The organism is Streptomyces sp. R35 (genome assembly GCF_041053035.1).
GTDB classification, from domain to species: Bacteria; Actinomycetota; Actinomycetes; order Streptomycetales; family Streptomycetaceae; genus Streptomyces; species Streptomyces lutosisoli.
This window is the reverse complement of sequence record NZ_CP163440.1, coordinates 10,401,198-10,414,633: the sequence shown is the minus strand read 5'-3', so window position 1 is coordinate 10,414,633 and position 13,436 is coordinate 10,401,198. Positions and strand designations below refer to the sequence as shown.

General features: G+C 71.2%; 14 protein-coding genes. 9 read left to right on the top strand and 5 right to left on the bottom strand.

The window, feature by feature from the left end; translation table 11 throughout:
• Position 1 precedes the first annotated feature (1 nt).
• Together AB5J50_RS46845 and AB5J50_RS46840 are read right to left on the bottom strand one after the other, a co-directional pair.
• Complete coding sequence (locus AB5J50_RS46845) at positions 2–538, bottom strand: SRPBCC family protein (protein ID WP_327434103.1); 537 nt, start codon at positions 536–538, stop codon at positions 2–4.
• Positions 539–544: 6 nt separating this feature from the next.
• Positions 545–898 (bottom strand): metalloregulator ArsR/SmtB family transcription factor, encoded by a 354-nt coding sequence (locus AB5J50_RS46840; protein ID WP_327434102.1) that lies wholly within the window; start codon positions 896–898, stop codon positions 545–547.
• A gap of 179 nt (positions 899–1,077) precedes the next feature.
• Here AB5J50_RS46840 and AB5J50_RS46835 point away from each other — a divergent pair, with 179 nt between their 5' ends.
• A complete protein-coding gene (locus tag AB5J50_RS46835) occupies positions 1,078–2,586 on the top strand; it encodes an MFS transporter (RefSeq protein ID WP_369264635.1) in 1,509 nt (502 codons plus the stop codon).
• 64 nt (positions 2,587–2,650) lie between these two features.
• Here AB5J50_RS46835 and AB5J50_RS46830 read toward each other — a convergent pair whose 3' ends face one another.
• Entirely contained in the window at positions 2,651–4,213 is a 1,563-nt protein-coding gene (locus AB5J50_RS46830) for a bifunctional phosphatase PAP2/diacylglycerol kinase family protein (protein WP_369264634.1), read from the bottom strand.
• Positions 4,214–4,354: 141 nt separating this feature from the next.
• Here AB5J50_RS46830 and AB5J50_RS46825 point away from each other — a divergent pair, with 141 nt between their 5' ends.
• From AB5J50_RS46825 to AB5J50_RS46815, 3 genes are all read left to right on the top strand, one after another.
• Positions 4,355–4,852: an isoprenylcysteine carboxylmethyltransferase family protein gene (locus AB5J50_RS46825; protein WP_369264633.1), complete on the top strand. Its 498-nt coding sequence runs from the start codon at positions 4,355–4,357 to the stop codon at positions 4,850–4,852.
• A 98-nt stretch (positions 4,853–4,950) separates the two neighbouring features.
• Positions 4,951–5,961, top strand: coding sequence for a Ppx/GppA family phosphatase (locus AB5J50_RS46820; protein ID WP_369264632.1), 1,011 nt, complete (start codon positions 4,951–4,953; stop codon positions 5,959–5,961).
• Between the two features lie 255 nt (positions 5,962–6,216).
• The gene (locus tag AB5J50_RS46815) at positions 6,217–6,609 is read left to right on the top strand and encodes an STAS domain-containing protein (RefSeq protein ID WP_369264631.1); all 393 of its coding nucleotides are present in this window, start codon (positions 6,217–6,219) and stop codon (positions 6,607–6,609) included.
• A gap of 179 nt (positions 6,610–6,788) precedes the next feature.
• Here the strand turns inward: AB5J50_RS46815 and AB5J50_RS46810 are convergent, their stop codons facing one another.
• Entirely contained in the window at positions 6,789–7,223 is a 435-nt protein-coding gene (locus tag AB5J50_RS46810) for a protease inhibitor (protein WP_369264630.1), read from the bottom strand.
• 309 nt (positions 7,224–7,532) lie between these two features.
• Between AB5J50_RS46810 and AB5J50_RS46805 the strand changes: the two genes are divergently transcribed.
• From AB5J50_RS46805 to AB5J50_RS46785, 5 genes are all read left to right on the top strand, one after another.
• On the top strand, positions 7,533–8,099 hold the full coding sequence (locus tag AB5J50_RS46805) for a hypothetical protein (RefSeq protein ID WP_369264629.1): 567 nt from the start codon (positions 7,533–7,535) through the stop codon (positions 8,097–8,099).
• A 53-nt stretch (positions 8,100–8,152) separates the two neighbouring features.
• A complete protein-coding gene (locus AB5J50_RS46800; protein ID WP_369264628.1) occupies positions 8,153–8,980 on the top strand; it encodes an LLM class F420-dependent oxidoreductase in 828 nt (275 codons plus the stop codon).
• Between the two features lie 30 nt (positions 8,981–9,010).
• Positions 9,011–9,460 (top strand): TIGR03668 family PPOX class F420-dependent oxidoreductase, encoded by a 450-nt coding sequence (locus AB5J50_RS46795; RefSeq protein WP_369264627.1) that lies wholly within the window; start codon positions 9,011–9,013, stop codon positions 9,458–9,460.
• A gap of 249 nt (positions 9,461–9,709) precedes the next feature.
• Positions 9,710–11,305, top strand: coding sequence for a cytosine permease (locus tag AB5J50_RS46790; RefSeq protein ID WP_369264626.1), 1,596 nt, complete (start codon positions 9,710–9,712; stop codon positions 11,303–11,305).
• Positions 11,305–11,982: a cyclase family protein gene (locus AB5J50_RS46785; protein WP_369264625.1), complete on the top strand. Its 678-nt coding sequence runs from the start codon at positions 11,305–11,307 to the stop codon at positions 11,980–11,982. Before AB5J50_RS46790 ends, AB5J50_RS46785 begins: the two co-directional genes overlap by 1 nt.
• Before the next feature lie 148 nt (positions 11,983–12,130).
• On the opposite strand, the gene AB5J50_RS46780 is transcribed toward AB5J50_RS46785, so the two are convergent.
• Positions 12,131–13,333, bottom strand: a complete 1,203-nt coding sequence (locus AB5J50_RS46780; protein WP_369264624.1) for a PucR family transcriptional regulator — start codon at positions 13,331–13,333, stop codon at positions 12,131–12,133.
• Positions 13,334–13,436 lie beyond the last annotated feature (103 nt).

Below are 13,436 nucleotides of genomic sequence, written 5' to 3'. Positions count from 1 at the left end.
TTCAGTCGAGTCCGGGGACCGGGGCGCCGGAGGGAACCCCGGCCTCGACGTAGCCGCGGTAGAACTCCTTCCACGGCGCACTGGCCCCGGCGTGCGGTCCTGCGAACTCCTCGCCTCTCGCATGGGCGTCGAGGGCCGCGAGGCACACCTCCCAGCCGGCCCCGTTGCGGGCGGCGGTGTTCTCGGCCGTGAGGACGTCGGTGAGCGTGAAGTGCGTGCGCTTCTCGTCGAGGGCCTCGAGGTCGAAGTGCAGCTCGTCGCCGCCCCAGTCGAAGGAGAGATGCCGGGGCGGGTCGACGGCGAGGACACGGCCGGTGGACTCCGGCAGGTTCGGGTCACCGCTGAACGTGATGGTGCCGCCGGGCCGCAGCTCGATCTCGGCGCGGGACGGGAACCAGTGGGCCAGCTCGTCGGGGTCGGTCACGAACTGCCAGACCCGGTCCACGGGGTGGTCGTAGGTCCGGCTGAAGCGGACGGCGGGGCGGCCGTCGTCGAGGGTGACGTAGGTGCCGGTGAGGGCGGTGGGTTCGGCGGACATGGTGGCTCAGTCCTTCGGGGAGAGTTCTTCGTGGTCGTCCGACGGCTCCCCCGCCGCCTCGTCCAGGCGACGGCCGAGGGCGTCGAGGCTCTCGTTCCACAGCTTCCGGTACGGGGCCAGCCAGGCGTCCAGCTCGCCGATCGGAGCCGGGTCGAGCGCGTAGACGCGGCGTTGCGCGTCCTGTCGTACCCGCACGAGTCCCACGTCGCGCAGCACCCGCAGATGCTTCGAGGTGCTCGGCTGGCTCAGACCGCACGCCTCGACGATCTCACCGACGGCCCGTGGCCGCTCCAGGAGCAGCGCGACGATGGCGCGCCGGTGGGGGTCGGCGAGTGCGGCCCAGAGGGAGACATCGGACATGGCTTCAATATGCCTCTCCGGTTATATGCCCGTCAAGGAATGGAGGAGCGACTCAGCTCACTTAGCGAAACTTTGCCGTTTCGCTGAAAGGGGTCTAGTCTCGAACCGTCGATGTGTACGAAACCGTTTCGTTTACGTGCACGTAACCCCTGAGCGACTTTCCCTGGAGTGGTTCTCCCATGCCTCAGACCCTGACCAAGGGCACCCGCACCGGTGCCATGGACGCATCACCCGCGGAGGCCTCGAAGCGGCGCTGGTGGATCCTCGCGATCATCGGCATCGCCCAGCTGATGGTGGTTCTCGACGCCACCATCGTGAACATCGCCCTGCCGTCCGCCCAGGCGGACCTCGGCTTCTCCGACGGCAACCGGCAGTGGATCGTCACCGCCTACTCCCTGGCCTTCGCCTCCCTGCTGCTGCTCGGCGGGCGCATCGCCGACCTCTTCGGACGCAAGACCGCCTTCCTCGTCGGGATCGCCGGATTCGCCGCGGCCTCCATGCTGGGCGGCGTGTCCACCAGCTTCGGGATGCTGGTCACGGCCCGCGCCCTGCAAGGTGTCTTCGGCGCGCTGCTCGCACCCGCCGCGCTCTCGCTGCTGAACACGACGTTCACCGATGCCAAGGAACGCGCCAAGGCGTTCAGCGTGTACGGCGCGATCGCCGGCGCCGGTGGCGCGGTGGGCCTGCTGCTCGGCGGTGTGCTGACCGACGCGCTCGACTGGCGCTGGACGCTGTTCGTCAACGTCGTCTTCGCGATCGTCGCCTTCGCCGGCGGCTGGATGCTGCTGACCAATCACCGTGACGCGGCGAACTCCAAGCTGGACCTGCCGGGCACGCTGCTGGTCTCCACCGGTCTCTTCTCCCTGGTCTACGGCTTCTCCAACGCCGAGACCCATGACTGGAGTTCGCCCGCCACCTGGGGCTTCCTGACCGCGGGCGGAATCCTGCTGGCCGCGTTCGCCTGGTGGCAGACCCGCGCCAAGCACCCGCTGCTGCCGATGCGCGTCCTGCTCGACCGCAACCGCGCCGCCTCGTTCATCACCGTCCTGATCACCGGCGCGGGCATGTTCGGTGTCTTCCTCTTCCTCACCTACTACCTGCAGCTGAACCTGGGCTTCAGCCCCACCAAGACGGGTGTGGCGTTCCTGCCGATGATGGCCGCCCTCATGGTCATGGCGCAGGTCTCCACCACGATCCTGGTGCCGCGCATCGGACCGAAGGCCGTCATCCCGGCGGGCTTCGCGATCGCCGCGGTCGGTATGGCGTGGCTGACCGGCATCGGTATCGGCTCGTCGTTCTCCACGGCGGTACTGCCGCAGCTGCTCCTGGTCGGCGCGGGCCTCGGCATGGTGATGCCGCCCGCGATGTCGATGGCCACCAGCGGGATCGCCCCCGAGGACGCCGGTGTCGCCTCCGCGACCGTCAACACCATGCAGCAGGTGGGCGGTTCGATCGGTACGGCGCTGCTGAACACCCTCGCCGCGAGCGCCGCCACGAGCTACCTCTCCGGCAAGGACGCGACCGACAAGCTGGTCCAGGCCCAGTCGACGATCGAGAGCTACACCACCGCCTTCTGGTGGTCGGCGGGCTTCTTCGTGGCGGGCGCGCTGATCGCCTTCCTGCTCTACCGCCGCGGGAAGCTGGAGCAGGCCTCCGACGCTTCAGCCGCACCGGTCGTCCACATGTGATCGGTCACTGATCCGATCACCCACCAGGCCGAGGGGCCGCCGTCTGCAGGGAGACGGCGGCCCCTCATCCGTCTCCGGTGGCGGAGCGGCCCATCCGTCTGCGGTAACGGGCTGTCGCGGCGGCCAGACGGGCCTGCTGGACCAGCTCGTCCTGCGGCTGTGCGGGCCGGTACACGACGAGTACCCGGTGCTCCTTCTCCAGCGTCAACTCCACGGGCACGGGAGCGACTTCACCGTCGTACGCGAGTCTGTCCGTACCGGCGAGTCCCTCCAGCCGCACCCACGGGACGTGTTCGGCGCCGTAGACCCGGGAGCGGTGCAGCGCCCCGACGAGCGCGGAGGCGATGACGCGGGTGCGGGCGAGGCGGTGGTCGCCGTCGACCAGGCGCACGTCGAGCAGTCCCTCGTCCAGACGCGGCCTGAAGGCGGGGGCGAAGCCCTCGGGGACGTACCGGCCGTTGCCCGCGAAGAGCAGCCACAGGCGGCGGGGGCGGCCGTTGACGCTCAGCTCGATAGGGGTCGCGGTGCGCAGCACCCGGACCAGGGCGACGGCCGCGGCCGGCCACTTGCCCCACCGCTCCTCCAAGTGCTCGCGAAGCTGGACGAGTTCGGGGTACAGGCCGATGCTGAAGGTGTTGAGGAACCGCACCTCCTGCCCGGCCTCCGATCGCGCCACGCCGATGTCCACGGCCACCGCCTCCCCCTTGGTGACGGCGACGGCGGTGTCCTCGAAGTCCGGTACACCCACGTCCAGGGCGAAGTGGTTGAGGGTGCCGCCGGGGAACACCGCCAGCGCGAGGCCTCGTTCGGCCGCCGCGCGGGCCGCGGCGTTGACGCTGCCGTCGCCTCCGCACACGCCCAGCGCGCCGCCCGTCGCCACGGCCCGGTCGGCCGCCTCGGCGAGCAGCGCGGTGAAGTCGTCGTCAGGACCGCGCTCGATCAGCTCGGCCCCGGGCAGCAGTTCACGCAGCCGTTCGGCGGGCGGCAACGGCGCGGCGGGCACGCCGGTACCGGCCCGGCTGTTGACGAAGACGACCAGTCCCTCGCCGCGGGGCAGCGCGGGCGCGTCAGCCATGGGCCGTTCCCGCTCCGGGGAGGCCGCGCGCGGCGGCCACCAGCGGCAGGTGAGCGCGGCGACCCCGGCACCGATCGCCACTCCGGCCAGCACGTCTCCGGGGTAGTGCACGCCCACGTATACACGCGAGAAGGCGACCGCGGCTGCGACGGGCGCGACCAGGGCGCCGTAGCGCGTGGACTCCAGGGCGACTCCGGTGGCGAAGGCCGCGGCCGACGCGGAGTGCCCGGAGGGGAAGGACGTGGTGTGCGGCTGGCGGCTCAGGTGCCGGATCGTCGGTACGAGGTCCAGCAGCGGGCGGGGGCGGCGGGCGCTCGCCTTCACGACCGTGTTGACGGTCAGCGAGGCCAGCGCCAGCGAGCCCACCCCCCGCAGAGCCGCCCGTCGGGCGGTGTGTCCGCCGATCAGCGCGAGCCCGGCCGCCGCTCCCAGCCACAGACGTCCGTGGTCGGCACTGCGGCTGAGCCGCCGCAGCCCCGGATGGGCCCCGGGCACCCGCGCCCCGGCCACTTGTGTGAACAGCCAATGGTCCAGCTCGCCGAGTGCACCCATGGTCCACTGTTGCAGCCTCGCGCCCGCGTCGGCATCCCGGACGACTCGGACCGGTGACAGGTCTGCTCCGGGCGGCGCACTGTTCCCGAACCGGTGACGGCGTACGTTTACGCCGCGCCGCGCGGCGGCCATGGTGGGCGTATGCGCAGATCTGCGGCGGCGGTCGGCAGTTCGCTCTTCCTGGCCATGGCCCCCGGCACGGTGGCCGTCCTTCTTCCCTGGTGGCTGACCGGCTGGCGGGCCGGTCACTGGTGGCCCCCCGTCCGCGTGCTGGGCCTGGTGCCGCTGGCCGCGGGCGCGGTGGTGCTGCTGTCCGCCTTCACGCGGTTCGTCGCCGAGGGCCTCGGCACTCCGGCGCCGGTCGCGCCCACGGAACACCTGGTCGTGGGCGGGCTCTACCGGCATGTCCGCAATCCGATGTACGTGGCGGTCGTCGCGGTGATCGCCGGGCAGGGCCTGCTGCTCGCGCGGCCGGTGCTCCTGGTGTACGGGGCGGTCGCCGGGCTCGTGATGGCGGCGTTCGCGCGCTGGTACGAGGAGCCGGAACTGACCGGCAGATTCGGCGCCGAGTACGAGCGCTACCGCGCGGCGGTGCCGGGCTGGTGGCCCAGACTCCGCCCCTGGCGCGGCCCCGGGTGACGCGGCAGCAGCGCGATGGACACCACCGGGCCCACATCAGCCTCAACAACGGTGCACTCAGGGCGTGCCGCCCGGTTACCGGGGGTACATGCAGCGGCATGCGAGTGAGCGTGGTTGATGTGGGGTCGAACACGGTGCGCCTGGTCGTGGCGGACGCCGAGGGCGGGGTACCGCTGCCGGTGCACACCGCCAAGTGGCGGCTGCGGCTGTCCGAGCGAGTGGCGCACGGCGGTCCGATTCCCGAGGAGGCCGTGGAGCAGCTGGTCGAGGCGGTGCGCGCGGCGGGCACTACGGCCCAGCGATGGGGCGCGGCTGGCCCGTTGTCCTTCGCGACCGCCGTGGTGCGCAACGCCCCGAACCGTCAGGAGGTGCTGAGGGCCGTACGCGCCGGGACCGGCGTGCGGCTGTGCACCCTGCCGGGCGAGGTGGAGGCCGAGCTCACGTTCCTCGGGGCGCGCCGCTGGATGGGCTGGCGCTCGGGGCCGCTCGCGCTCCTCGACATCGGCGGCGGCTCGCTGGAGGTGGCCTTCGGACGGGGCCGGCTGCCGGACTTCGTGGCCTCGCTGCCGCTCGGCGCGGGCCGGCTGACCCGCGAGTACTTCGAGGGCCAGGATCCGCCGTCGGCGGACAGCGTCAAGGCGCTGCGCCGCAACGTGCGCCATCAGCTGCGGGACGTGGCCGCACGCATCCGCTGGGAGGGACCACGCACCGCCGTGGCCACCTCGCGGACCTTCCAGCAGCTGGCCCGGCTGTGCGGGGCGCCGCCCGGACGCCAAGGCCCTTTCACGGAACGGGAGTTGCACCGGTCGGACTTACGCGACTCACTCGACCGCCTCGCCCTGCTCACGGCCACGGAGCGTGCGCTGCTCCCGGGCATCTCCGCGCCGCGGGCCGCCCAGAGCCTGGCCGGTGCGGTGGTCGGACACACGGCGATGAAGCTGACGGGCCTCAAGAAGGTCTCCATCTGCCCCTGGGCGATCCGCGAGGGCATCCTGCTGCGGCACATGGAGGAGGGCGCCTCATGGTGGGCGGACATCACCCGGCAGAGCGACGAGGCCGCGCCACCGACCGGTGGGGCGCATCTGCGCATAGCGACCCCGGTGCGCTGAGCGGGCGCCTCGCCGGCACCCGTCCCGGCCCTGCCGGCCGCCGTCACGGCCGGCTGCCGCCGACCGCTTCCACCCACAACATCCGCTAGAACAGGGCACGTTGAGGCGGGGCCGCCTTCGCATGTCAATACCTCAACCCCTGATTCACCTGCTCGAGTGAACTAGATCTTGAGGACGGCGCCGTGTGGATGTTTCCGGCCGCGCCGGGTAGCTACCGGGATCGACCAGCCCCTGCCCCGCCGAGGTGGAGCCACTATGCCGCCGGAGTCCCGCGATCGTGCCACCGATCCGCCCGCGGGTACGGCTGCCGGATCCGGGCTTCCTCCGGCCAACCCCTACGCCCGTAGCTATCGGCGCGGCCCGTTCACCGTGGTGGAGGCCTCCGGCGAGATAGACATGGCGACGGCGGACTTCCTGGCCCAGCACCTGGTGGCCGCCACCGGCGACGCCCGGCCGGACGTGCTGGTCGATCTGCGCGGGGTCGCCTTCTTCGACTGCTCCGGCCTACGGGTGCTGTGCCGGGCGGAGAGCCGGGTGCGGGAGCGCGGCGGACGCCTCCGCGTCGTGTCCGACCACCCTCACATCCACCGCCTGCTGCGCGCCTCGGGCCTGCTCGACCGCTTCCCACCGCTCCCGGAACCGCCCTGAAACGCACGCTTCCCGGACCACCCCACGGGGCACACACACAAATGCCGAGGGCCGGCCGACAGCCCCACTCTGTCCGGCCGACCCTCGGTGCGAAATCGCGTGGCACCCCGCCTCGGGGCCCGCACTCCCCAGCTACAGACCTCGATCGTCATTCACGAGGACCGCGCGATCCCGGTCCCTCAGAACGTGAAGACGGTCATCCCGTAGGAGTTCTTCACGCACTCGTTGGCAAAGGTGCGCTCGTACGAGACGCGCTTGCCCTGCCACACGCCGTCGACCGTGACGACCACGGGGTCGAACTGCTTCGTACAGGCGACGTCGTCTCTGACCGTCAGGGCGTCGAAGTCACCGCCGGCTCCCCGGAGTTCGGCGCAGGCCTGGCGGGCGGCGGGGTGGGTGCCGGAGGCGGTCGGGGCGCAGTTCAGAGTGACCGCTCGTTCCGGGGTGACGGTGGCCGCGCTGGTGCCGTGGCCCACGGTGAGCACCAGGGCCGAGGGGGCGTAGAGCCCTGACGGGCCGAGGGCGGGGGCCGCGAGGGCGGAACCGGTCAGGGGTCCGCAGACGGCGGTGGCCGTCAGGGTGAGAGTCGCTGCCCAGCGCGCGGTGGTCGGCATTGTGTGCATCCTTCCGCTCGATTGAATGCCATACCGGCTCGGTTGTGTGCCGGTTCGGCGAGCGCGAGTCTGCCGAGTCCTCACCGGAAACACACATCGACCCCATGCGTTTCGGTAACTTTGAGTGTTGAAGCAGTGGCGTGAAGTTACAGAATTCGAACGCGTAAGCCCCGGAACTGAGCGGTTGTTGATCGTCGAGAGTCCCGTCCTGGCCAGATTTCCATCACTCAGCAATAGGCCTGAAACATTCCGCTTCAGCCCACGGCAGACCCCCTTGCTTTCTTCGCTCAACGGAGTAATCGTCATTACATGATTACAACGGAGCAACGCGAGAAGCTGCGCGGCTGGTTCGCCGGCCGCTTGCCCGACGCTCTCTTCGAGAGCCTCGTGGAGGTGACGGTCGACCGCGAGGAGATCACCGTCATCGGCCGCATCCCCGAGCCCCGGCTCGCCGAAGGCGCCTCGGACGCCGAGAAGGAGGCGGCCGTCCAGTCACGTATCCAGGAATTCCGCGAGCGCACGCGCGAGGACCGGGTCGCGGTGGCGCGCGAGGCGGAGCACCGGTTCCGCAAGAAGGTCTCCTGGGGTGTGGAGTGCGGGGACGAGCGCGCCCTGTTCACGCACATCGCCGCACCCGTCATGACCCGGCTGCGCCAGCCCGAACGCCAAGTCCTCGACACCCTCATCGCCGCCGGTGTCGCGCGCAGCCGCAGCGACGCCCTCGCCTGGTGCGTACGCCTCGTGCAGCGCCACACCGACGACTGGCTCACCGAGCTGCGCGACTCGCTGGAGCATGTGCAGCGGGTCCGGGCGCAGGGCCCGGACACCACACCACAGGACACCGCACCACAGGACGCCTCGGCCGACGAGGAGTGAGGGACCGCGCCACACTGGCAGCAGTAGCTGCCGATGAGACGAGGTGGTCGCGGATGAAGTTCGGAGTGTCGACGTTTCTCACCGACGAGGGCATCGGCCCTGCGGCACTGGGGCCGGCCCTGGAGGAGCGCGGCTTCGACGCACTGCTGCTGGCCGAGCACACGCACATTCCGGTGAACCGGGAGACGCCGTACCCGGCCGGCGGCGATCTGCCACGCATGTACTACCGCACGCTCGATCCGTTCGTGGCGCTCGCCGCGGTCGCCTCCGTGACCGGCGACCTGCTGCTGGGCACCGGGATCGCGTTGGTGGTCGAGCGTGATCCGATCATCACCGCGAAGGAAGTGGCCACCCTCGATCTGGTCTCCGGCGGCCGCGCGGTGTTCGGTGTCGGCGCCGGCTGGAACCGGGAGGAGATGCGCAACCACGGGACGGATCCGGCCGGACGCGGGCGGCTGATGGACGAGCGGATCCGGGCGATCATCGAGCTGTGGACCAAGGACGAGGCCGAGTTCCACGGCGACTTCGTCGACTTCGACCCGGTCCACAGCTGGCCCAAGCCCGTCCAGCGGCCGCATCCACCCCTCTGGGTCGGGGGCAACAGCGAGCGCACCTTCGCCCGCGTCGCCGAGTACGGGTCGGCGTGGATGCCCAGCGGCGTCTCACCCAAGGAGCTGGGCGCACGGATCGACCGCATGCGGGAGACGGCCGGCGACCGGCCGGCCGTGGTGGTCTACGCGGCCCGGCACGACCGGGAGTCCCTCGACATCTACGCGGAACTCGGCGTCGAACGCGCCCTGCTCTATCTGCCGACCCGGCCCGAGGACCAGACCCTGCACACACTGGACGACCTGGCCGAGGCCGCGTCCGCCTACCGGTGACGCCCGGCTGCCGGGGATTCGGAGCTCACCGTGCCGGACATGGACGAGGACGAGGCGCGCCGCCGGTTCATGACGGCACGGGTCGCACACCTGGCGACGGTGGACGCTGGGGGACGCCCCCACGTGGTGCCGGTCGTGTTCGCCGCGCACGGCGGTGAGATCGTCACCGCCGTCGACCGCAAGCCCAAGAGATCACAGCGGCTGAAGCGGCTGCGCAACATCGCCGCCCACCCCGCCGTCAGCCTGCTCGTGGACGCGTACGACGACGAGGACTGGGACCGGCTGTGGTGGGTACGGGCGGACGGTGACGCGCGCGTCCTGCCGCCCGGCACCCAGGACGCGTACGCCGCGGCGATCGACCTGCTGCGGGAGAAGTACGCGCCGTACCGGCAGCAGCCACCGGACGGCCCGGTGATCGCGATCACCGTCCACCGGTGGCACGGCTGGCGCGCCGCACGGGACCCCGGCCCGACCGGCTGAATCCGGAAGCAGCGGGCCGAACGCCGGAGCACCGTCGACGATGGACGAATACTCCACCTCCGGCGTGAAAGATGGATGATTTACCTTCTGGTGCCGACCGCATGCCCGGCCTTAGCTTCGGCAGACCCCACAAGGACGGCATCCGCTCACGCCGCACACCCCAGCGGCGGCCACCGGCCATCCCTCCTTCCTCCGCGCCACAACGCGCTCCACCGCCCGTCCGGGTACAGGCACTTCGATGGAGCACTCTTGTCCGACAACTCCCCGACCACCCCTCCCCCGTCGCTCACCGAGGTCGAGACCTTCGGTGTCGAGCGCATCCCCGACGCGGACCGCACCGCGTCGCCGCTCGACCTGTTCCGGGTCGCGTTCGGCGGTGCGAACACCTTCTCCACCTGCGTCCTCGGCGCCTTCCCCATCCTCTTCGGCCTCTCCTTCTGGCAGGGGCTCGCGGCAACGCTCCTCGGAGTCGTCGTCGGCGCGCTGATCCTGTGCCCGATGGCGGTGTTCGGCCCGGTCAACGGCACGAACAACGCGGTCGCCTCCTCCGCGCACCTGGGTGTGCACGGCCGGGTGGTCGGCTCGTTCCTCTCCCTTCTGACGGCGGTCGCCTTCTTCTCTATCTCGGTGTGGAGCTCCGGCGACGCCCTGGTCGGCGGCGCGCACCGGCTGTTCGGCCTGGAGCGCAGCACGCTGTCGTACGTCGTCGCGTACGCGCTGTTCGGCGGTCTGGTCCTCGCGGTGTGCGTGTACGGGTTCCGGTTCATGCTGTTCGTCAACAAGATCGCGGTGACTTCGGCCACCGTGCTGTTCCTGCTCGGTGCGATCGCCTTCGCCGGTGACTTCGACCCGTCGTACGCCGGTGTCTTCACGGCATCGGCCGACTCGGCGACGCAGGCACTGTTCTGGCCCTCCTTCATCGGTTCGGCGCTGATCGTGCTGTCCAACCCGGTGTCCTTCGGCGCGTTCCTCGGCGACTGGTCGCGCTACATCCCGGCGAACGCGCCGCGCCGCAAGGTCGTGGGCGCCGCGTTCCTCTCCCAGATAGCGACCCTCCTGCCGTTCATCTTCGGTCTCGCGACCGCGAGCATCATCGCGACGAAGGCGCCGAAGTACGTCGACCCGGCGGCCCCCGACTTCGTGGGCGGGCTGCTGGCCATCTCGCCGAGCTGGTTCTTCCTGCCGGTGTGTCTGCTCGCGCTGATCGGCGGCATGTCGACGGGTACGACGTCGCTGTACGGCACGGGGCTCGACTTCTCGTCGGTGTTCCCCCGCCTCTCCCGGGTCCAGGCGACGTTCCTGGTCGGCGTGTTGTCGATCGCGTTCATCTTCGTCGGCCGCTTCGGCTTCGACCTGGTGCAGTCGATCTCGACGTTCGCCACGATGATCATCACCTGCACCACGCCGTGGATGGTCGTGATGATCCTCGGCTTCTACACCCGGCGCGGCTGGTACGACCCGGACGCGCTCCAGGTCTTCAACCGCCGTCAGCGCGGCGGCCGTTACTGGTTCGCGCACGGCTGGAACTGGCGCGGCATGACGGCATGGTGGGTGGGCGCCGTGATCGGAGTCCTCTTCACCAACATCCCGGGCCAGTTCGTCGGCCCGCTGGGCGACCTGGCGAACGGCATCGACATCAGCCTGCCGCTGTCGCTGGCCGTCGCCGCCGTACTGTTCCTGTCGCTGCTGCGGCTGTTCCCCGAACCCCGGGCCGTGTACGGACCGGAGGGAGCACGACTGGCCCGTACGGTCGACTCCCCGGTGCCGCCGATCACCGGCCCCGGCGCGGAATCGGACAAGGAGCCCGACGGCACCCCGCCGGTGCTCGCCGTCGAAGGCAGCTGATGGAGTCCTGGCTCGACCTGTCCGTGCCCGTGGTCACCGGGATGCCCGTCTATCCCGGTGACCCGCGGGTGGAGGTGTCCAGGGCGCTGCGGGTCGCCGAACACGGTGTCAACGTCCTGCGGCTGCACATGGGGTCGCAGTCCGGGACGCATGTCGACGCGCCGTACCACGTGGACGAGGCGTGGCCCACGCTGGACGACCTGCCGCTGGAGCGTTTCGCGGGACCCGCGGTCGTCGCCGACGTCCGCGGGCTCCCGGCGCGGGCGCCGATCAGTCCTGACCTGCTCGCGCCCGCGCTGGGCCGGCTGCGGCTCCAGCCCGGTGCGATCCTTCTGCTCGCCACGGGCTGGTCGGCGTACTGGGGGACGGACCACTACCTCGCGCATCCCTGGCTCACTCCGGAGGCCGCGCAGGCGGTCGCCGACGCGGGCGTCCGCACGGTGGCCGTCGACGCGCTGAGCGTGGACCCCACCGGTGGGGACGGCCTGCCCGCGCACCGTGTCCTGTGCGGCACGGGAGGCGTGATCGCCGAGAACCTCACCCACCTCGACCGAGTGGCCGACGCACACGCCGCCGGCCACTCGATCGAGGTCTTCCTCTTCCCGCTCCGCCTCCCCGGCGCGGACGGCGCCCCTGTCCGCGCCACCGCCCGCGTAACGCCACACAGCCAGGCTTAGTAGCCGGTTTTCGCCCCCGCCGCCCCTACCCGTCCCATCCCCAGGGGCTCTGCCCCTTCGACCCCGCGGGTTGTGTTTCCTCTGCGGGCCGGTGGGGGCCGTTCGCGCAGTTCCCCGCGCCCCTAAAAGGGGCGCGGGGAACCCTCTGCTACGGCCTGATCGTGCGGGCGATGTCCAGCGTGAGCCGCTGCCAGGGATCTCGGGGGTCACGGGACGTCAGTTCGTGGATGCGCCGCAGACGGTAGCGCAGCGACTGGGCATGGAGATGCAACGCACGGGCGGCGGCATTCGCCGAACCCGTGTCGATGTACGCGGTGAGCGCCTCCAGCAGATGCCGCTGCCCCGCATCGATGAGCGGCCCGAGCACCAGACGCGCGATATGGTCCGGCGCGGCGACCGGATGCCCGGCGAGCAGCGCGAGGACATGCGCGTCCGCGTCCGTGAGCACGCGCCCTGGCCGGTGGGCGTGGCCGGGCGCCGTATCGAGGGCATCGGCCGCGAGACGGTGCGCGACGGCGACCCGGTCCAGGCTCTCACCGGTGATCGCACAGCCTCGCCAGGACCGCCCGCCCAGCACCGCTCCGACCCTCGCGGAGACACCGGCCGGCAACAGCAGAACGGCACGTGAGCCGCGTACCGTCGCCAACGAAGTGACCTCGTCGCCCGGAACGGCCAGCGCGTCGAGCAGTTCCGTCGCCGCGTCGTGCGCCATGTCGGGGCGGTCCCCGCCGACCGGCTCCGCCACCAACAGGCAGTACGGATCCGGGAGTTGGATGCCCAGACGGGCCGACCGGTCGGTCAGGGCGCCCACGGAGGCGTGCCGCCCGGCGATCAGGTCGTCGAGCAGCAGCCGCAGTGCCCTGTCGTGGTCCCCGGCGAGATCCTCGTCGGTGGCGGCGTACGCCGTGGCCATCTCCTCGGAGAGCGTGTCGAGGGTGGTCAGCAGCATCCGGGCGAGCGCGAAGGCGTCCGCGGCGGTGAGCCGGGGGGCGCGGGCCGCGATCTCGTCGGTGAGGACGGTCCCCGCCACGCGGTAGGCGCGCAGCACGGCCTGCACGGGCCGCCCGTCCGCCGCGCGGGCCGCCGCGATGCCCCGGAACCGTCTGAGGTCGGCCGGCCCCAGCGTGCCGTCGGTCGCCCAGAGGTGAAGCAGCCGCTCCAGCCCCCACGCCGCGATGGCCCGCACCTCCGGCAGTCGGCTGTCGTCGAGCGCCGCGTACACCGGAACCTGTTCGTGCACCGCCGCGACGATCGCCTCCACGACACGCGGGTCGGCGACCATCTCCTGCCGGATGCGCTCTCTGATGTCTGCGGGGTTCTGTGCCGCGACCTCCGCGGTCTTATTACTCACAAGGTGATAATTCCAGCCGCACGATGTGCGCACCACAGTGGACGGACCTTGTCACAGTCGCCAGGATCGACGTCGTACAGCGCGGTCTCAGGGACGAGAGGCG

Bases quoted from the DNA above. Each gene is read 5' to 3' on its own strand.
- AB5J50_RS46825 (WP_369264633.1), top strand. From the start codon at position 4,355: ATGCGCAGATCTGCGGCGGCGGTCGGCAGTTCGCTCTTCCTGGCCATG.
- AB5J50_RS46785 (WP_369264625.1), top strand. From the start codon at position 11,305: ATGGAGTCCTGGCTCGACCTGTCCGTGCCCGTGGTCACCGGGATGCCC.
- AB5J50_RS46845 (WP_327434103.1), bottom strand. From the start codon at position 538: ATGTCCGCCGAACCCACCGCCCTCACCGGCACCTACGTCACCCTCGAC.
- AB5J50_RS46800 (WP_369264628.1), top strand. From the start codon at position 8,153: ATGAAGTTCGGAGTGTCGACGTTTCTCACCGACGAGGGCATCGGCCCT.
- AB5J50_RS46830 (WP_369264634.1), bottom strand. From the start codon at position 4,213: ATGGGTGCACTCGGCGAGCTGGACCATTGGCTGTTCACACAAGTGGCC.
- AB5J50_RS46810 (WP_369264630.1), bottom strand. From the start codon at position 7,223: ATGCCGACCACCGCGCGCTGGGCAGCGACTCTCACCCTGACGGCCACC.
- AB5J50_RS46805 (WP_369264629.1), top strand. From the start codon at position 7,533: ATGATTACAACGGAGCAACGCGAGAAGCTGCGCGGCTGGTTCGCCGGC.
- AB5J50_RS46840 (WP_327434102.1), bottom strand. From the start codon at position 898: ATGTCCGATGTCTCCCTCTGGGCCGCACTCGCCGACCCCCACCGGCGC.
- AB5J50_RS46815 (WP_369264631.1), top strand. From the start codon at position 6,217: ATGCCGCCGGAGTCCCGCGATCGTGCCACCGATCCGCCCGCGGGTACG.
- AB5J50_RS46835 (WP_369264635.1), top strand. From the start codon at position 1,078: ATGCCTCAGACCCTGACCAAGGGCACCCGCACCGGTGCCATGGACGCA.
- AB5J50_RS46820 (WP_369264632.1), top strand. From the start codon at position 4,951: ATGCGAGTGAGCGTGGTTGATGTGGGGTCGAACACGGTGCGCCTGGTC.